The organism is Neorhizobium alkalisoli (assembly GCF_002968635.1).
GTDB lineage: Bacteria > Pseudomonadota > Alphaproteobacteria > Rhizobiales > Rhizobiaceae > Neorhizobium > Neorhizobium alkalisoli.
The window spans coordinates 477,312-494,555 of record NZ_PVBN01000002.1 but is presented as its reverse complement, the minus strand read 5'-3'; the positions used below and the strand labels follow the sequence as shown (position 1 = coordinate 494,555).

16 protein-coding genes are annotated in these 17,244 nt (G+C 60.8%); 10 read left to right on the top strand and 6 right to left on the bottom strand.

Annotated features, from left to right (window positions below; all coding sequences use genetic code 11):
* Positions 1-58 precede the first annotated feature (58 nt).
* Both C5L13_RS06945 and C5L13_RS06940 read left to right on the top strand, forming a co-directional pair.
* Complete coding sequence (locus tag C5L13_RS06945; protein WP_105382654.1) at positions 59-427, top strand: Hpt domain-containing protein; 369 nt, start codon at positions 59-61, stop codon at positions 425-427.
* 136 nt (positions 428-563) lie between these two features.
* Positions 564-884, top strand: a complete 321-nt coding sequence (locus C5L13_RS06940; protein WP_105382511.1) for a 2Fe-2S iron-sulfur cluster-binding protein — start codon at positions 564-566, stop codon at positions 882-884.
* Between the two features lie 372 nt (positions 885-1,256).
* Here the strand turns inward: C5L13_RS06940 and C5L13_RS06935 are convergent, their stop codons facing one another.
* Positions 1,257-1,868 (bottom strand): DUF922 domain-containing Zn-dependent protease, encoded by a 612-nt coding sequence (locus C5L13_RS06935; RefSeq protein ID WP_170117216.1) that lies wholly within the window; start codon positions 1,866-1,868, stop codon positions 1,257-1,259.
* 190 nt (positions 1,869-2,058) lie between these two features.
* On the opposite strand from C5L13_RS06935, the gene folP reads away from it, so the two are divergent.
* The 3 genes from folP to folK are packed head-to-tail and all read left to right on the top strand — an operon-like array spanning position 2,059 to position 3,736.
* The gene (folP, locus tag C5L13_RS06930; RefSeq protein ID WP_105382653.1) at positions 2,059-2,856 is read left to right on the top strand and encodes a dihydropteroate synthase; all 798 of its coding nucleotides are present in this window, start codon (positions 2,059-2,061) and stop codon (positions 2,854-2,856) included.
* A 3-nt stretch (positions 2,857-2,859) separates the two neighbouring features.
* Complete coding sequence (gene folB, locus C5L13_RS06925) at positions 2,860-3,225, top strand: dihydroneopterin aldolase (protein WP_105382509.1); 366 nt, start codon at positions 2,860-2,862, stop codon at positions 3,223-3,225.
* On the top strand, positions 3,209-3,736 hold the full coding sequence (folK, locus tag C5L13_RS06920; RefSeq protein ID WP_245571147.1) for a 2-amino-4-hydroxy-6-hydroxymethyldihydropteridine diphosphokinase: 528 nt from the start codon (positions 3,209-3,211) through the stop codon (positions 3,734-3,736). Before folB ends, folK begins: the two co-directional genes overlap by 17 nt.
* A 14-nt stretch (positions 3,737-3,750) precedes the next feature.
* Here the strand turns inward: folK and C5L13_RS06915 are convergent, their stop codons facing one another.
* The 4 genes from C5L13_RS06915 to C5L13_RS06900 form a co-directional block, all read right to left on the bottom strand.
* A complete protein-coding gene (locus C5L13_RS06915) occupies positions 3,751-4,305 on the bottom strand; it encodes a hypothetical protein (RefSeq protein WP_105382507.1) in 555 nt (184 codons plus the stop codon).
* 105 nt (positions 4,306-4,410) lie between these two features.
* Complete coding sequence (locus C5L13_RS06910; RefSeq protein ID WP_105382506.1) at positions 4,411-5,487, bottom strand: YcjF family protein; 1,077 nt, start codon at positions 5,485-5,487, stop codon at positions 4,411-4,413.
* Complete coding sequence (locus C5L13_RS06905) at positions 5,484-6,953, bottom strand: YcjX family GTP-binding protein (RefSeq protein WP_105382505.1); 1,470 nt, start codon at positions 6,951-6,953, stop codon at positions 5,484-5,486. The genes C5L13_RS06910 and C5L13_RS06905 overlap by 4 nt, the downstream gene beginning before the upstream one ends.
* A gap of 93 nt (positions 6,954-7,046) precedes the next feature.
* A complete protein-coding gene (locus tag C5L13_RS06900; RefSeq protein ID WP_105382504.1) occupies positions 7,047-7,556 on the bottom strand; it encodes a SixA phosphatase family protein in 510 nt (169 codons plus the stop codon).
* A gap of 269 nt (positions 7,557-7,825) precedes the next feature.
* Between C5L13_RS06900 and dksA the strand changes: the two genes are divergently transcribed.
* Positions 7,826-8,245, top strand: coding sequence for an RNA polymerase-binding protein DksA (gene dksA, locus C5L13_RS06895; RefSeq protein WP_105382503.1), 420 nt, complete (start codon positions 7,826-7,828; stop codon positions 8,243-8,245).
* An 82-nt stretch (positions 8,246-8,327) separates the two neighbouring features.
* Here dksA and C5L13_RS06890 read toward each other — a convergent pair whose 3' ends face one another.
* Positions 8,328-9,311: a flagellar biosynthetic protein FliO gene (locus tag C5L13_RS06890; RefSeq protein ID WP_105382502.1), complete on the bottom strand. Its 984-nt coding sequence runs from the start codon at positions 9,309-9,311 to the stop codon at positions 8,328-8,330.
* 250 nt (positions 9,312-9,561) lie between these two features.
* Here C5L13_RS06890 and cckA point away from each other — a divergent pair, with 250 nt between their 5' ends.
* The 4 genes from cckA (at position 9,562) to ttcA (ending at position 17,244) form a co-directional block, all read left to right on the top strand.
* A complete protein-coding gene (gene cckA / locus C5L13_RS06885; RefSeq protein ID WP_105382501.1) occupies positions 9,562-12,171 on the top strand; it encodes a cell cycle histidine kinase CckA in 2,610 nt (869 codons plus the stop codon).
* 241 nt (positions 12,172-12,412) lie between these two features.
* Positions 12,413-13,501 carry a recombinase RecA gene (recA, locus tag C5L13_RS06880; RefSeq protein ID WP_105382500.1) on the top strand — a complete coding sequence of 363 codons (1,089 nt, stop codon included), beginning with the start codon at positions 12,413-12,415 and terminating at the stop codon, positions 13,499-13,501.
* Positions 13,502-13,668: 167 nt separating this feature from the next.
* Positions 13,669-16,329, top strand: coding sequence for an alanine--tRNA ligase (alaS, locus tag C5L13_RS06875; RefSeq protein WP_105382499.1), 2,661 nt, complete (start codon positions 13,669-13,671; stop codon positions 16,327-16,329).
* Between the two features lie 51 nt (positions 16,330-16,380).
* Positions 16,381-17,244, top strand: coding sequence for a tRNA 2-thiocytidine(32) synthetase TtcA (gene ttcA, locus C5L13_RS06870; protein WP_105382498.1), 864 nt, complete (start codon positions 16,381-16,383; stop codon positions 17,242-17,244).

Below are 17,244 nucleotides of genomic sequence, written 5' to 3'. Positions count from 1 at the left end.
TCCGACCCGCACAATTCGGGACACGTAAGAACAACAACAAGGAAATCATTCCATGGCAGTGGCAGCCGTCAGTATTGCGTTTGAAGCCCCTGAACATCAACGAGGCGCTTGCCCGTCTCAATCCCGGCCGATCGACCTTGTTCATCTCGCGACACAGACCATGGGCGACAAGGCTCTGGAAGTCGAGGTTCTTCAGATGTTTGCACGCCAGGCTCGTCGGGCGCTGCAGGATCTCGCTGGCGCCGACACGGTCGCCACCGTCGCGATAGCTCATCGCCTGAAGGGCGCGGCCAGCGCCGTCGGTGCCTTCAAGGTCTCTGCTGCGGCCGAGAAACTCGAAGACAATGGTGCAGATTCCGCACTTAAGGCAGCGGTCGGCGCCGCGGTCGTGGAGGCCGAGAACTTCGTCAACAAGCTCTGCCGCTGAGGCGCCAATTTTCCGCCTGGGGGGCGCCGATGGGACAGCTCGCGGCGCCCGAAAATGTTGACTGTGCCGGGGTTTTATTGGAAGACAGCGCGCTTAAATAAAGCTGCAACCTTCAACATCCCGGATTTCCAATATCATGACGAAACTTTCGATCGTTGCCTTTGACGGAACGCGCTTCGATATCGAGGCCGAGCCGGGCTCCACGGTTATGGAGAATGCGGTTCGCAATTCCGTTCCCGGCATCGAGGCCGAATGCGGCGGTGCCTGCGCCTGCGCCACCTGTCATGTCTATGTCGATGAAGAGTGGACCGAAAAGGTCGGTCCGCCGGCTCCGATGGAAGAAGACATGCTCGACTTCGCATTCGAGGTGAAGCCGACCTCGCGTCTTTCCTGTCAGATCAAGATCAAGCCGGAACTCGATGGCCTCGTGGTCAACGTACCCGAGCGGCAGGCCTGACCACATTTCGGATTGCCGGCAAAAAAAAGCCTCGCTGCGCAGGAGCGGCAAGCGAGGCTAAGGCGGGCGCATCACCGTCAGGCGAGGGAGGAAAACACCTGCGGCTGAAGACGCGCCAGGAGAACAAAACACGGGAAACCGTTACGCGGAACACTTGAAACCGCTGCCTGCGACGCCTCGGCGGTACCGATAAGCGCGCGAATTTTTCAGCTCCGCCTCCGCCCTCGATCCGAGGAAGTGCGGTAGGTAAGCTATGTCTTAGTTTGTATCCGAGATTCGTATTTTAGACTATCACCATAAATCACCTGTCATTGACAGGATGATGCGCAAGCCTCGCAAAAGGTTCGTGGCGGGTGTCGCTGGGAGATGGTTCTAGTTGGTGTTCCGTTTCATGCGGTATTGCAGCAGCCGCATCATACGGGCGTCGAAATTGGCGGCCTCGACCTGATCGAAGCGCAGTTGCTCGCGGTCATGCGCCTCCAGGATGCGACGGGTCGCGTCCGCCACGCGCTTTTCCAATGCATCGCAGCTTGTCTGGGAGGGAAGGGCAAGCAGTTCCCTTTCCAGCTGACGGGCGTGGTTGCGAGCGATCTCGGCATGCCTCTCCTCGTGCCGCTTGATGTCGGCAGACAGAGTATCCCAGATGAAGCGGAGGTCGTCACTGGCGCGGCCACGATTGCTCCAGCGGGGGAGTATGATGCGGGTGCGAAGCGTTACACGGGCGCCGCCGATCGAGCAGTTGCCGCCCTTTTCCACATAGGTGGCGTCGCCCCCGAATTTGATTTCAGTCGCCCCGGGGTGGCGGTGGCCCGAGGCGCGGGTCATCGGTCCCCGTTTCTCCAGTTCCTTGTCGAGGTCTTCCGCCGTGCGGCCGCCGATCCGGAAATAGGAATAGTTCTTGCTGATCGCCGGTTCGGCGGAAGCTGGCGCTGAGATCACGCAGGAGACAAGAATTGCACCGAAAAGTCGGTGGACTCTGCGCATCAAAAACATTCTCGGGCCTGCGACGTTGAACTTGGGGTTAGCTTGGGGCATAGCCAGAAGGAGCGCAACATAAAGGCATCAAATTTTGCGTTATCCTTCGACAGATGGACGGCGGGTGATATCGCGCTGCAACAGCATGTGGCGCGTGGGGCATGGCCGAACCCTCGAACTTGGTTTTCAAGGCCATATCATGGCGATCATCAACGTTACGCCCGATTCGTTTTCCGATGGCGGGCGTCATGCAAGTCTCGAAAGCGCCTTCATCCACGCGATGGCCTGTGTAGGAGACGGCGCGGCCATCCTCGATATCGGGGGCGAATCAACAAGGCCGGGTGCGGTGGAGATCACGCCCGCGGAGGAGCAGGACCGGGTCCTGCCGGTGATTGAGAAGTTGCATGCTGAAACGGACGCTCTCATTTCGATAGATACCTATCGTGCCGAGACCGCCAGGCTCGCTGTCGCCGCGGGCGCTCACATCATCAACGACGTGCATGGCCTGCAGCGCGAGCCAATGATCGCCGATGTCGCTGCGGCGACAGGCGCCGGGGTTTGCATCATGCATACTGGCCGCGGGCGGGAGGAGGAGAGGCTTGCCGACCGGATCGACGACCAGGAGTTCTTTTTGACAGGGTCCTTGAATATCGCACGAACGGCCGGCGTGCCGGACGAGGCGATTGTGCTCGATCCAGGCTTCGGTTTCGCCAAAAACAGGGAAGATGACCTGGAATTGATGGCTCGCTTCCCGGAATTGCACCGGTTAGGTTTTCCGATGCTGGCCGGGACGTCCCGCAAACGGTTCATCGGAGCCGTGACGGGCCGCGAGCGGGCGGACGAGCGCGATATTGGCACTGCCGCGACCACCGCGATGTTGAGGCTTGCAGGCGCTGCAATATTCCGCGTTCACAATGTCTCAGCCAATCTGGATGCGCTGAGGATGGCGGACGCCGTGCTGGCAGCGGCCGGTGCCCATGAGGAGAAGAGAGGCTAGTCGATGGGCATCTACACGATCACGCTCAAAAACTGCGGCTTTTACGCAAAGCACGGCGCCTTCGAGCAGGAGGCGTCTCTCGGTCAACGATTCTTCCTGGACGTCGCAATGGATGTGGAGGCGGACGAGGCTCTCGAGAACGATGACGTCGCAAGCACCGTTCACTACGGTATAGCCTATGAAATCGTTGAAAGGGTCGTGACCCAGAGCCGCCGCAACCTGATTGAGGCCCTTGCCAAGGATGTGGCCAAGGCGTTGTGTGAATGGTCGCCGCAGATCAGGCGCGCCGATATCACGGTACGCAAGCCAAGCGTACCGATTCCAGGCATACTGGATTATGCAGAGGTCCGTGTTGAACACTTCGCCTGAGGACGGATTGCATACTGCTGCGCTTGGGTTGGGGGGCAATATAGGCGACCCGCCGGCGGCAATGGCAGAGGCTTTGCGACAGCTGGATGCGAGAGACGACTGTCGTGTCGCCGCAGTTTCCAGACTCTATTCCACCCCGCCTTGGGGCAAGACGGATCAGGCGGACTTTTTCAATTGTTGCGCGCTGGTGAAAACGCGGCTCGATCCGGAAGATCTGCTGGAAGTTTGTCTCTCGATCGAACGGGCGATGAAGCGCGTGCGCCTGGAGCGCTGGGGACCGCGGATCATCGACATCGACATCCTGACCTATGGCCCTCGTGAGCTGAAGACTTCAAAGCTGGAGGTGCCGCATCCGCGGATGACCGAGCGCGGTTTCGTGATCAAGCCCCTTGCAGACGTGGCGTCCGACCTTGTCGTGAAGGGAAGGGCGGTGCGCGACTGGCTTGAAGACGTCGATACGGCGGGTATCAAGGTCGCAGAGGAAAGCCAGGACTGGTGGCAGCGCCAGTAGACGCGTGGCTGCGTCTACTGTTTGATCGAACCTACCGCGATCGAATCCATGTCGCGATCCAAGGACAGCCCGATAACGGGTACCATCTGATCCTCGACCTTGACCGAAATGGTAATGTTCATCTTGTTTTCGCCGCGCAGGCTGGCAACCATCGCGCCGTTGAGCTTGGCGCGATTGATGCCCATCACCACCTTGTCGCCGTTGACCGAGCCGGAAATGATATCCAGTCCCTTGCCATCGGCGCCATCCAGGAATTTTCCGGTGTAGCCACGGCCGTTCTGGGTGATGACGGCAGACATCGGCTGCTGGAAGACGCCGACGCGGCAGGTGCCGTCGAGCTTGATACCGACGTCGCCCTCGGGCGAGGGGGCGCCCGTCAGGTTGCAGCTGAATTTCGTGCCCTTGTATTTACCGGCGACGATTTCACCAGGTCCTTTCCACACGCCTGCGACCGACTGAAAGAAGGCCTTGTCGCGAGGAGCAGCCTCGGCTTCAGGCGCCATGGCGGAGGTTGCCGCAACGGCTAGAACGGCGAGCCCGCCGAGAAGCGAAAAGAAGCGCGGATACATAAACTTTCCTCTGGCAAGCAGCGACTGTAAGAGGCCTGTAATTTAAGCTGGAATGGTTAACGAGTGGTATCGGCGGGCAACGCCGTGCCGCCTTGAACCCGGCGGCTATTCACTTTTACGGCCGCCGACGGACGCGATATCGGAAAGAAAATCACCTATTCCAGGCCGCTTGACGGCCCTGAATGGCAGCGGTCGGCAGAGATCCATTGCGGCAATTCCGATGCGGGCGGTGAGCAAACCGTTGATCACTCCTTCTCCAAGCCGGCTCGACAGTTTCGAGGCCAATCCATGGCCCAGAACCTGCTGCGCAAGGCTGTCTCCAACCGCGATGGAGCCGGTGACGGCAAGGTGCGCAATCACATCCCGCATGAGCCGCAGCAGGCCGAGGGTTCCGGGCCGGCCACCGTAAAGCTCAGCCATGGCCCGGATGAGCCGGGTGACTTCAAAGAGCACGTAGGCGAGATCGACCACCGCGCGGGGGCTGACTGCCGTCACGATGGAGACCCTTTTGGCGGAGCCGAGAATCAGCGACCGGGCCTTGCGGTCGAGGGGCGCCAGCAGTTCCCGTTCAGCAAGATCGAGAAGCTGCGGGCCGTCTATGATTTCATCCCTGGTGGCATCGAGTGCCGTGCGGCCCCTGGCGGTCTCTGCGCGGTGGCTGAGCAATTTGACGAGTGCGGCGACAACCGAGCGCGCAGTTGATGGGCGAGGGGACCGAACCGCTTCCTCGGCCTCAGCCTTCAATGTCTGGACGGCGGAAAGCCGCATCATTCCGAATATTTCACGCCCCACGATCACCGCCAGCGCGAGCAACCCAAGCCCGAGCGCAGTCAGCGCCGCATAACCCAACCAATCGGCGCGGGCGAAGAGATCGCGGATGATGCGATCTGCCCAGAGGCCGAAGGCGAGCGACAGGAAGGTGCCAAAGGCGCCGATCGCGAGGTTGGCGAAGGAAAATCTCCTTCGGGTCCGGGGCTGGGCAACGGGGATCGCTTCCGTGGTCAACTCGGAGGGCGAGAGGAACGGATCCTGCTCATCCGGTGTGATGGTGACGTCATCCGCAAAGCTGCGCGGGCTGCGCCGCGCTGGCATAGACGCCTCGCCTCGCGGGGCGTTTTTCTCCTCGACGTCGAAGGATGCAGGTCGGCGTTTGCCACTCTCGGACGTTTCGGGCGGTCTCATGCGAGGCGGTCTCCAAACAGAAACTGCATGGCGCGGTCCAACCGGATATGTGGAACCGAGAGTTTTATGCCGCCATTCGTTTCGTCAAGCGCGGGCGGGCGGAAACGCACGACATTGATTTCCGGAAGCTCCGCATTGGGTGCGTCGAGCCGTTGAAACAGCGAATCCGGATTTTCTGGTAAGTCGCCGGGAAATATAGCGGTTTTCTTGTTCCCGTCGAAGCGTTCGCCATTGATCGTCTCGCCTGCGATGGGCGTGCCGACGATCACCGGCAAAAGATGGCTGCCTTCCTTCACCGTGGCTTCCCGCGTGGCGCGCACAGACGCTATTGCCATGACCTCGATGCCCGCGCCGGCCATGCCGATCCGCTGGATCGCGCGATCCACGAGCCGGCCGGTCAGTCTTTCCAGCCGGTCATGGCTTTCGTGGTGCAGATGATCGGCCTTGGTCGCTGCCACCAGAACCTTGTCGATCTTGCGCCCGACCAGGGACGAGAAAAAGCTGTTATGGCCCGGTTGGAAGCAGGCGAGCACATCGGTGAGCGCGCGCTCGAGGTCTTGAACGGCTTCGGGGCCGCGATTGATGGCCTGCAGCGCGTCGATGAGGACGATCTGCCTGTCGAGTCGGGCGAAATGTTCGCGGAAGAAGGGCTTGATCACGACGTTTTTGTAAGCATCGTAACGCCGCTCCATCATCGCCCGGAGCGAACCTTTGGGCGCCTTCGTTGCAGGCAAGTTCGGCAAGGGCGCAAAGGTCAGCGCCGGAGAACCTTCCAGATCGCCCGGCATCAGGAAGCGGCCGGGCGGCAGGGTGGAGAGGGAGCGTTCATCCGCCCGGCAGGCCCGGAGATAGCCGGCAAAGCTTTCCGAAAGCCTGCGAGCGGTCGTTTCATCGGCGGGCGCGTCGAGATCGACGCTTGCCGCCATCGTCAGCCATTCCTCTGAGAGAGATTTCCTGATGCCGGTGGCAGCAAGAGCAACCGTTTTCTCGCTGAATTCGCGAAAATCCTGGGCGAGAAGCGGCAGGTCGAGTAGCCACTCGCCCGGATAGTCGACGATATCGATCGAAATCCGACCGCGAGAGAACATGCGGTTCCAGCCGCTTGCGCTTTCATAGTCCAGCGTGACGCGCAGTTCCGAGATGGCTCGCGTGGAATCTGGCCAGATCCGGTCGCGCACCAGTGCCTGAACGTGGTCCTCGTATTGGAAACGGGGGATCGCATCGTCCGGTTGCGGTTCGAGCCTGACCGTAGAAATCCGGCCGGACCGCATCGCTTCGAAAAGCGGCAGACGGCCGCCGTTCAACAGATTGTGGACGAGCGATGAAATGAATACGGTCTTGCCGGCCCGAGACAGGCCGGTAACACCAAGGCGGATTGTCGGGTGAATGAGGCCCGAGGCGCGGTCGGCGAGATTGTCGAGCGCAATGCGTGCATCATCGGTGAAGCTGGTAAGCGAAGGCGGCAAAACGTCGTTCCGGGTCCAGAGTTTCCGCCAATATAGGATGCGCAAAGCGCAGCGCAAAGGCGAGACGGTATCTTACTTGGCCGCTTCAGCCTTTCAGGCGGTCAGAAAATCGACAAGGGTCCAGGCAGTGGCGGTGCCGGCGGAAAGCCCACGATAGTCCAACACCGCGAGGCCAGCAGGCGGATAGCCGCCCGGAATGGCGGCTACCATCTGATCTGAGCCGATCAATGCTTCCAGCAGTTCTTCCATCGTCGGATTATGGCCAATCAGCATCACCGACCGGCTTTCCTTCTGACCCTCGAGAATAGCGAGATAGGTTCCGAGGGAGCCATTGTAGAGCTCGTCGATATAAAGCGGTTCGATCGTCTCGCTGACAGCGCGACGGATCGCTTCGGCTGTCTGTCGGCAGCGCGTCGCAGTCGAGCTGATGACGGTTTCGGGCAAATAACTCCGATCGGCCGCTTTGTCTGCGACGATTTCCGCCTCGGCAAAACCCTGATTGTCCAGCGGGCGGTCGAAATCATGCTGCCCCGGCTCCGCCCAGCCCGCCTTGGCGTGGCGCAGGAGATAGATGCGGGAAGGAGGAGGAGTGATCGTCGTCATACCCGGCGCCGAAACTGAGATTGGAATGGATGGTTAGCCTTTCGGCGGGATGCTCGTCAACTGCCGGGAATACCCCTCGTTGCGCGACCAAAGCCCGCCAGATGCAACTGAGGAAGATGCGGAGACGCAAATAAAAGTATAAAAAATAGCCGTTTAGCTGATTTTTATGACGATTTTAAAAATGCTCTAAAGCCCGGCGCAAGGCTTGAACCAGCATACTTGAATAGGATATAGAGGCGCCGCATGAGATGTTCTTCAGGAGAATCGCGTTGAGTGAGAAGATCGATCTTGGCAATTATGTACTCTCGGAAACCGATGAGTTCATGAATGCAAATCAGAAAGCATATTTCCGGGCAAAGCTGATTGCTTGGAAGAATGACATCCTGAGAGAAGCGCGCGAAACGCTGGGTCATCTGGCAGAAGAAAGCGCCAATCACCCGGACCTCGCGGACCGGGCCTCCTCTGAAACCGACAGAGCCATCGAGCTTCGCGCCCGCGATCGCCAGCGAAAGCTGATTTCCAAAATCGACGCAGCCCTTCAGCGCATCGACGATGGCACCTACGGTTATTGCGAGGAGACCGGGGAGCCAATCGGCCTCAAGCGGCTCGATGCTCGTCCGATCGCAACGCTGTCGATCGAGGCCCAGGAACGTCACGAACGCCGCGAAAAGGTCTATCGAGACGAGTAAATCTCACGGTTCTTTTGGCAAGCGAAATTCAAGGCACGGTTTTTCCGTGCCTTTTTGTTTGCATAAGTGGATGGGACCCGAACTATTTATCGCGCGTCGCAGACATCTCGCCGAAGATCCGGGTAACTTCGGTTTGCAGCGTCGGCTCCGGTGTTGTCCCGGCGACGATCGGTACGGCCGCATCGCGCGGCGGGGCCTGGCGGCTCGGCTGGCCCAGGACAGCCGATTCGCGGGCGGCCAAATTTTGAGCCATCTCTTCCTCGAGTAGCCGTTCGAAATCGCTGCCGAGCTGCTTTGGGTTTTCCGCCGCGGGCTGCAGCGACGGAGGGACCGTTTGCGGAGTGACCGGCACGATCCGTGGCGTTTGCGCGTCCGGCGACACTGCTGGACGGGCGGCGTCAAGCCTACTGGCCGGGCTGTCGAGGGAATGGGCGGCGGTCGTGGCTGCCGCCAAGGCTGCAATCGGCCGTAGCGGTTCGGTCTTGGCTTCGGGCGTCTGTCGAACGGGTGGCTCGACTTTCGGCGTGGCGGCCGAGGCTGGAGCCGAAGTTCCCGCGGTCCGCACGGGCATTGCCGACGAGGGGCGAGGCGGCTCGCGAAGCGGGCGGACCTCCCGAACAGCTTCAACGCGTGGTTCCGCAACGGTTGACTGCTGGGACGGGACCGGGCGCGGCTCGGCCGGCACCGCCCGGTTCTCCGCAGGTGGTTCTGCGGGAGCGGAGGAGGGCAGATCGCGCGGCACCGGGCGCACGGACGCCGTGTGGGCCAAGTTGCCTGAAGTTGATATTCCACTTTCGATGACGATATCCGTGGGGCCGCCGATCATGATCAGATGCTCGACGTTGTCGCGGCGGACGAGGACGAGGCGGCGGCGGGTGTCGACCGCAGCGGCATCCAGCACCTGGAGCCGAGGTTGACGGTTCTTTCCGCCTCTCACGAAGGGCGACGGGCCGTTGCGGCCACGGATCATCCACAAGACTCCCGCCAATAGGAGAAGGCCGACACCCACTCCGACGACGGCGATCACGAGGCGGCTGCCATAGGTGCCTAAAAGGTCTCCGAACATCTATTGCCACTCCTCATGCGCATGCTGGCGTAAAAGACGACTTTTTTCCTGCCGAGGCAAGCTGCTGGTCGCCATTGTCCAAGCCTGAAAACCAGCGTGAAATGACAAAGATAGGTCACGTTGGCAAACTGTCCCGGGTTTTGTGGCCTTGTGGAGCTTTTTGCCGACTATGCAAGTTGCTAAGAAGGAATCGCGGGATTCTTCCCGCGGGTGACCATGGCCGCGAGGCTGGCCGAAATGCGAGGAATTGATGACGAAGTTGCAGCAAGGCGGCAACTACGAAGCGCCTTTGGTGGAGCGTGGCACGCGCGGCGGCACCATCGTCCGGATCGTTCTTCTGGCTCTTGTGCTTTGTGGCGTCGCGGCCGGTTTCGTGCTGTTCCAACACGCGCTCGACAACGAGGTCGTACTCGGTCTCCTAGGCATTCTGGCCATGGTGGGAATTTTTTTTCTCGTCTCCTCGCTGATCGGCCTCGTCGAGGTGATGCCGCAATCGCGATCGGACGAGCTGGCACGGGGTTTTCTGGCCAGCCACCCCGACGGCATCCTCATTACCGATCCGAGGGGACGCGTTCTTTACGCCAACGCCGCTTATGGCCGGATGACCGGCGCGACCAGAGCGAGCAACGTACAATCGCTGGAAGCGCTGCTTTCCCGCACCCGCGAGTCGACGGAGGCTCTTTACCGCCTGACCACCGCATTGCGAGAAGGCCGCGAGGGTCATGAGGAATTCAGGCTCCTGCAGCCGCTCGGTCGTGCGACGGGCAACGGTTCGGGTGCGCACTGGTATCGCCTCAAGGCGCGGCTGCTGGGGCCAACCGGCAAGGGCCAGCTCGATATCTGGCAGATCACCGACATCACGTCCGAGCGCGAGGATCAGGAACGCTTCTTCCGCGAACTGCAGAATGCAATCGACTATCTGGACCACGCGCCGGCGGGGTTTTTCTCCGCGGGACGGAAGGGCGAAATCTTCTACCTCAATGCGACGCTCGCCGAATGGCTGGGCATCGATCTGACGAAGTTCGCCCCACGCTCGATGACGATCGCGGATATGGTGGCAGGCGAGGGTATGGCGCTGATCCAGTCCGTCCAGGCGGCCCCCGGATTGAAGCGGACCGAAACCCTGGACCTCGATCTGCGCCGCACCAACGGCCAGAGCCTGCCCGTTCGCCTCGTGCACAATGTCAGCGCTACCCGCGACGGCGCGCCCGGCGAAAGCCGCACGATCGTGCTGGCGCGGCCGAAGGGTGGAGAAGGGGATCAATCGGCTTCGGCCATGCGGTTCACCCGGTTCTTCAACAATACGCCGATGGCGATCGCGTCGGTGGATGGCGCAGGAAAAATCCTCCGTATCAACGCACCTTTCCTCAAGCTGTTTGCAGGGGTCGTGTCGCGCGACGAGATGGACTCCGGCGTCGAGCTTGAGCGCATCGTGCACGAGAACACACGCCAGCAGCTCATGCAGGCGCTGGCCGCCGCCAAGGACCGGCAGGGCGACATTCCGCCGATCGACTCGCGCCATCCGGGCGACGAGAACCGTTATGTGCGCTTCTACGTGAATGCCGTGATCGACGAGAGTGACGAGGCGCCGGAGGAGGCGGCCATCGTCTACGCGGTCGAGACGACCGAGCAGAAGGCGCTCGAGACCCAGATGGCCCAGACCCAGAAGCTGAACGCGGTGGGGACGCTGGCAGGCGGCATCGCCCACGACTTCAACAACGTCTTGACCGCCATTCTCCTCTCCTCCGATCATCTCCTTTTGCAGGCGCGGCCCTCCGACGCGAGTTTCGCGGACCTCATGGAGATCAAGCGGAACGCCAACCGTGCGGCGGTGCTGGTACGGCAGTTGCTGGCCTTCTCCCGCAAGCAGACCATGCGTCCGGCGGTGCTGAACCTCACGGATGTGGTGGGCGACCTGCGCATGCTGGTCGACAGGCTGATTTCCGGCACGAATGTGAAGCTGGAAGTGGATTACGGACGCGATCTGTGGCCGGTCCGTACCGACCTTTCGCAGTTCGAACAGGTCTTGATCAATCTCTGCGTCAATGCCCGCGACGCAATGCCGACCGGTGGGACGATCCTGATCAAGACCCGCAATGTGTCTGCCGAGGAGGCCTCGGATTTCCATCAGGCAGACCTTCCATCGGAAGATTTCGTTATGGTCGAGGTCTCCGACACCGGTACGGGAATTCCGCCTGCGATCATGGACAAGATCTTCGAACCTTTCTTCACCACCAAGGAGGTGGGGAAGGGAACCGGACTTGGCCTTTCGATGGTATACGGCATCGTCAAGCAGTCCGGCGGCTACATCTATCCGGAATCGGAAGTCGGTCGGGGTACGAGTTTTCGGATATTCCTGCCGCGCCACATTCCAGAGACGCCCGCGGTCATTCCAGGCGCGGCACCTGCTGCGGGAACCGCTGCCGAGCCGGCGCCGTCCGCGCCTGTTCCGGCAACCTCTGCGGCCGAGGATATGGACCTGACTGGCAAGTCCGCGGTCGTACTGCTGGTCGAGGACGAGGAGGCGGTACGCCGCGGCGGCAAGCGGATGCTTGAGACGCGCGGCTATACGGTCCACGAGGCGGGTTCCGGAGTAGAGGCGCTCGACATCATGGAAGAGCTTGAGGGCAAGGTCGATATCGTGGTGTCCGACGTCGTGATGCCGGAGATGGACGGGCCGACGCTGCTTGCCGAGCTTCGCAAATCCTATCCGGATCTGAAATTCATCTTCGTGTCTGGCTATGCCGAAGATGCGTTTGCCCGCAACCTGCCGGCCGAGGCCAAATTCGGATTCCTGCCGAAGCCGTTCTCGCTGAAGCAGCTCGCGGTCGCCGTTCGGGAAATGCTCGATTCGGACTAGGAGGATATTCGCCGCAATTTCCGAGCTTCGCGATTCGTCCCGAAATTGCGGCGAGACGGTTGTTTTAGTGAGCGAATTTCCATGCGATGCGATGGCGTGAACATGACGGGAACGGAAGCGAAATAGCTAATTCCCGTCAATCTCTTGATTGGCTATTGCCAAATGAGAACAAAATAGGTACATCACCTTTATCGGCTGCTTCATTGCTTGCGCGGCGGCAATAACCTAAAGGTGGGATCTCATGGCACAGAATAGTTTGCGGCTGGTAGAGGAAAAAGGCGTGGATAAGAGCAAGGCGCTGGAAGCGGCACTGTCGCAGATCGAACGTTCCTTCGGTAAGGGATCGATCATGAAGCTCGGCTCGAACGAGAATATCGTCGAGATCGAGACGGTTTCCACGGGTTCTCTGAGCCTCGACATCGCACTCGGAATTGGCGGTCTGCCCAAGGGCCGTATCGTTGAGATCTACGGCCCGGAAAGCTCGGGCAAGACGACGCTTGCACTGCAGACGATCGCTGAAGCGCAGAAGAAGGGTGGTATCTGCGCCTTCGTTGACGCCGAACACGCGCTCGACCCGGTCTATGCCCGCAAGCTGGGCGTCGATCTCCAGAACCTTTTGATCTCGCAGCCCGATACCGGCGAACAGGCGCTGGAAATCACCGATACGCTGGTCCGCTCCGGCGCTGTCGATGTTCTCGTCGTCGACTCGGTTGCAGCTTTGACGCCGCGCGCCGAAATCGAGGGCGAAATGGGCGACAGTCTGCCGGGCCTCCAGGCCCGCCTGATGAGCCAGGCGCTGCGCAAGTTGACGGCCTCGATCTCCAAGTCGAACTGCATGGTCATCTTCATCAACCAGATCCGTATGAAGATCGGCGTCATGTTCGGTTCGCCGGAAACCACGACCGGCGGCAACGCCTTGAAGTTCTACGCCTCTGTCCGCCTTGATATCCGCCGCATCGGCCAGGTCAAGGAACGCGAAGAGGTCGTGGGCAACCAGACGCGCGTGAAGGTCGTCAAGAACAAGATGGCGCCTCCCTTCAAGCAGGTGGAATTCGACATCATGTATGGCGAAGGCGTCTCCAAGACCGGCGAGCTGATCGACCTCGGCGTCAAGGCCGGTATTGTCGAGAAGTCCGGTGCCTGGTTCTCCTATAATAGCCAGCGTCTCGGTCAGGGCCGCGAAAATGCGAAACTCTTCTTGCGCGACAATCCCGAACTTGCCCGCGAGATCGAGATGTCGCTCCGCCAGAATGCCGGTCTGATTGCTGATCGCTTCCTGCAGAATGGCGGGCCGGATGCCGACGACGGCGACGCTGCCGCAGAAATGTAAGCGGTTCCGCCGCATTCAGGATTTTCCTGGCCGCTTACTTTTGGGCCGGCCGCCATCGAAAGATGAGCGGCCGGTTTCTCGTTCGGCTGGACAGTTGGGGGTGTGGACGATACAAGCCTTTGGTTTTCGAATAACAGCATCGCATCCGGCGGTAAAAAGGGCCTAGCATGAGCGGCGTGAATGAAATTCGGTCGACCTTTCTCGACTATTTCCAGAAGAACGGACACGAGGTCGTAACCTCAAGTCCGCTGGTGCCGCGCAATGATCCGACGCTGATGTTCACAAATGCCGGCATGGTGCAGTTCAAGAATGTCTTTACCGGCTTGGAAAAGCGGCCCTATTCGACGGCTGCCACGGCGCAGAAATGCGTGCGCGCCGGCGGCAAGCACAATGACCTCGACAATGTGGGTTACACGGCGCGCCACCACACTTTCTTTGAGATGCTCGGCAATTTCTCGTTCGGCGACTATTTCAAGGAACGCGCCATCGAGCTTGCCTGGAACCTGATCACTAAGGAATTCGGCATCGATCGGAACCGCCTGCTGGTTACCGTGTACCACACGGACGACGAAGCTTTCAGCCTGTGGAAGAAGATCGCGGGTCTCGCCGACGAGAAGATCATTCGTATTGCGACGAGCGACAATTTCTGGGCCATGGGCGATACCGGCCCCTGCGGCCCGTGCTCGGAAATCTTCTACGATCACGGCGACCATATCTGGGGCGGGCCTCCTGGTTCACCGGAGGAGGATGGCGACCGGTTCATCGAGATCTGGAACCTCGTCTTCATGCAGTACGAGCAGGTGACGAAGGAGGAGCGGATCGATCTGCCGCGTCCGTCGATCGACACCGGCATGGGCCTGGAGCGCGTTGCGGCTCTGCTGCAGGGGCAGCACGACAACTATGATATCGACCTCTTCCGTGCGCTGATTTCCGCCTCCGAGGAGGCGACCGGCGTCAAGGCCGATGGCGAACGCCGCGCCAGCCACCGCGTCATAGCCGACCATCTGCGTTCGTCCGCCTTCCTGATTGCCGACGGCGTTCTGCCATCCAACGAAGGCCGGGGTTACGTGCTCCGCCGCATCATGCGCCGCGCCATGCGCCACGCGCAGCTTCTGGGCGCTCGCGACCCTCTGCTCTTTAAACTCCTGCCGGCGCTGGTGCAGCAGATGGGCCGTGCCTATCCGGAACTGATCCGCGCCGAAGCGCTGATCTCCGAGACGTTGAAGCTCGAGGAAACCCGTTTCCGCAAGACGCTGGAGCGCGGTCTCTCCTTGCTTTCCGACGAGACAACGACGCTCGGCAAGGGCGATATGTTGGACGGAGAGACCGCCTTCAAGCTCTACGATACCTATGGTTTCCCGCTCGACCTGACACAGGACGCGTTGCGGGCGCGCGAAATCGGCGTGGATATCTCCGGGTTCACCGATGCAATGGAGCGGCAGAAGGCGGAAGCTCGGTCGCATTGGGCTGGCTCCGGCGACAAGGCGACCGAGACGATCTGGTTCGAGCTCAGGGAGAAATTCGGCGCGACCGAATTCCTCGGTTATGACACGGAGACCGCCGAAGGCGTGGTGCAGGCGATCGTGCGGGATGGCAAGACGGTCGAGAGCGCCTCTGCCGGAGAGCAGGTTCAAGTGGTCGTGAACCAGACACCCTTCTACGGCGAATCCGGCGGGCAGATGGGCGATACCGGTGTGATCTCCACCGATCACGCCACGCTGAACGTTACGGATACTCAAAAGAAGGGCGAGGGCCTCTTTGTTCATATTGCGACGGTCGCCGAAGGCGTGCTGAAGGCGGGCGATGCGGTCGCGTTGACGGTCGATCACACTCGCCGCTCTCGTATCCGATCCAACCATTCTGCGACCCATCTTCTGCACGAAGCGCTCCGGGAAGTTCTCGGCACGCATGTGGCCCAGAAGGGTTCGCTGGTGGCGCCGGAGCGTCTGCGTTTCGACGTCTCGCATCCGAAGCCGATGACGGCCGAGGAGTTGCAGAAGGTCGAGGACATGGCAAATGCCATCGTCCTTCAGAATGCACCGGTCGCAACCCGCCTGATGAGTGTCGATGACGCCATCGCGGAAGGTGCCATGGCCTTGTTCGGCGAGAAATATGGTGACGAGGTCCGTGTGGTCTCGATGGGCAAGGGCATTGCAGGTCCGAAGGCCGGCAAACCTTATTCCGTCGAACTCTGCGGCGGAACGCATGTGAACGCGACAGGCGATATCGGTCTGGTACGCATCCTCGCGGAAAGCGCTGTGGCCGCTGGTGTACGCCGTGTCGAGGCCGTTACCGGCGAAGCCGCGCGGGCCTATCTCGCCGAGCAGGATGAACGGGTGAAGACACTTGCCGGTGCACTGAAGGTGCAGCCGACCGACGTTGTTGCCCGTGTGGAGGCGCTGATCGACGAGCGGCGCAAGCTCGAGCGGGAATTGGCGGAAGCCAAGCGGCGGCTCGCCATGGGCGGCGGGCAGGGCAGTTCGGCGGACGACGTCCGTGAAATCGCAGGCGTAAAGTTCATGGGCAAGGCATTGGCAGGAATCGACGCCAAGGACCTGAAGGGCCTGGCGGACGAGGGTAAGGCAAGCCTGGGTTCAGGCGTGGTCACCCTGGTCGGCGTTTCGGAAGACGGCAAGGCAAGTGCCGTTGTGGCAGTAACGCCGGATCTCACCGGTCGCTTCAGCGCGGTCGATCTGGTGCGGGTTGCCTCTGCTGCGCTTGGCGGAAAGGGCGGCGGCGGCCGGCCGGACATGGCCCAGGCCGGCGGTCCGGATGGCGCCAAGGCCAATGATGCGCTCGAGGCGGTAGCGGCTGCGCTCGGCGCCTGACAATCACAGGGAAGGCGGGTTGAACCGCTTTCACCCTTCAAGGGAAGACGAATGGGCGTGAACGCCGCAATCGAAGATGAGCTGGACGAGGCCGTCACTGGCCTCGTGCCGACGCTGTTTCGTGACGCGCCGAGTTCCGTCTCGTTTAACAAGCTGCGCAAGCGCCTGCTCCGGCAGGTGCGTCAGGCCTTTGACGATTTCCAGATGCTGAAAGGCCAGAAACGCTGGCTGATTGGCCTCTCCGGAGGCAAGGATTCCTATTCGCTGCTGGCCGTCCTGCTCGATCTGCAATGGCGCGGTCTTCTGCCGGTCGAATTGATGGCGTGCAATCTGGACCAGGGACAGCCGAATTTTCCCAAACATGTGCTGCCGGATTATCTTAGGTCGATCGGCGTGAAGCACCGGATCGAGTACCGCGATACCTATTCGATCGTAAAGGAGAAGGTGCCGGAGGGCGCGACCTATTGTTCGCTCTGCTCGAGGCTCAGGCGCGGCAACCTCTACCGGATTGCGCGGGAGGAGGGCTGCGACGCTCTCGTCCTTGGGCATCACCGGGAGGATATTCTGGAAACCTTTTTCATGAACTTCTTCCATGGCGGCAGGCTCGCGGGCATGCCGGCGAAGCTTCTGAATGATGAAGGCGATCTGATGGTCTTGCGGCCGCTCGCTTATTGCGCCGAGGACGACCTGGCGAAATTTGCCTCTGCCATGCAGTTTCCAATCATCCCGTGCGACCTTTGCGGATCGCAGGATGGGCTGCAGCGCAACGCGATGAAGGCGATGCTTGCGGATATCGAGGCTCGCATGCCGGGCCGCAAGGACGCGATGTTGCGGGCGCTTGCCCATGTCAACCCGTCCCACCTCCTAGACCCGAAGCTTTTCGATTTTTCCGGCCTCGAAGCCGCCAGAGCCTGA

Bases quoted from the DNA above. Each gene is read 5' to 3' on its own strand.
- C5L13_RS06940 (WP_105382511.1), top strand. From the start codon at position 564: ATGACGAAACTTTCGATCGTTGCCTTTGACGGAACGCGCTTCGATATC.
- C5L13_RS06935 (WP_170117216.1), bottom strand. From the start codon at position 1,868: ATGCGCAGAGTCCACCGACTTTTCGGTGCAATTCTTGTCTCCTGCGTG.
- folP (WP_105382653.1), top strand. From the start codon at position 2,059: ATGGCGATCATCAACGTTACGCCCGATTCGTTTTCCGATGGCGGGCGT.
- folB (WP_105382509.1), top strand. From the start codon at position 2,860: ATGGGCATCTACACGATCACGCTCAAAAACTGCGGCTTTTACGCAAAG.
- C5L13_RS06915 (WP_105382507.1), bottom strand. From the start codon at position 4,305: ATGTATCCGCGCTTCTTTTCGCTTCTCGGCGGGCTCGCCGTTCTAGCC.
- C5L13_RS06910 (WP_105382506.1), bottom strand. From the start codon at position 5,487: ATGAGACCGCCCGAAACGTCCGAGAGTGGCAAACGCCGACCTGCATCC.
- C5L13_RS06900 (WP_105382504.1), bottom strand. From the start codon at position 7,556: ATGACGACGATCACTCCTCCTCCTTCCCGCATCTATCTCCTGCGCCAC.
- C5L13_RS06890 (WP_105382502.1), bottom strand. From the start codon at position 9,311: ATGTTCGGAGACCTTTTAGGCACCTATGGCAGCCGCCTCGTGATCGCC.
- cckA (WP_105382501.1), top strand. From the start codon at position 9,562: ATGACGAAGTTGCAGCAAGGCGGCAACTACGAAGCGCCTTTGGTGGAG.
- recA (WP_105382500.1), top strand. From the start codon at position 12,413: ATGGCACAGAATAGTTTGCGGCTGGTAGAGGAAAAAGGCGTGGATAAG.
- alaS (WP_105382499.1), top strand. From the start codon at position 13,669: ATGAGCGGCGTGAATGAAATTCGGTCGACCTTTCTCGACTATTTCCAG.
- ttcA (WP_105382498.1), top strand. From the start codon at position 16,381: ATGGGCGTGAACGCCGCAATCGAAGATGAGCTGGACGAGGCCGTCACT.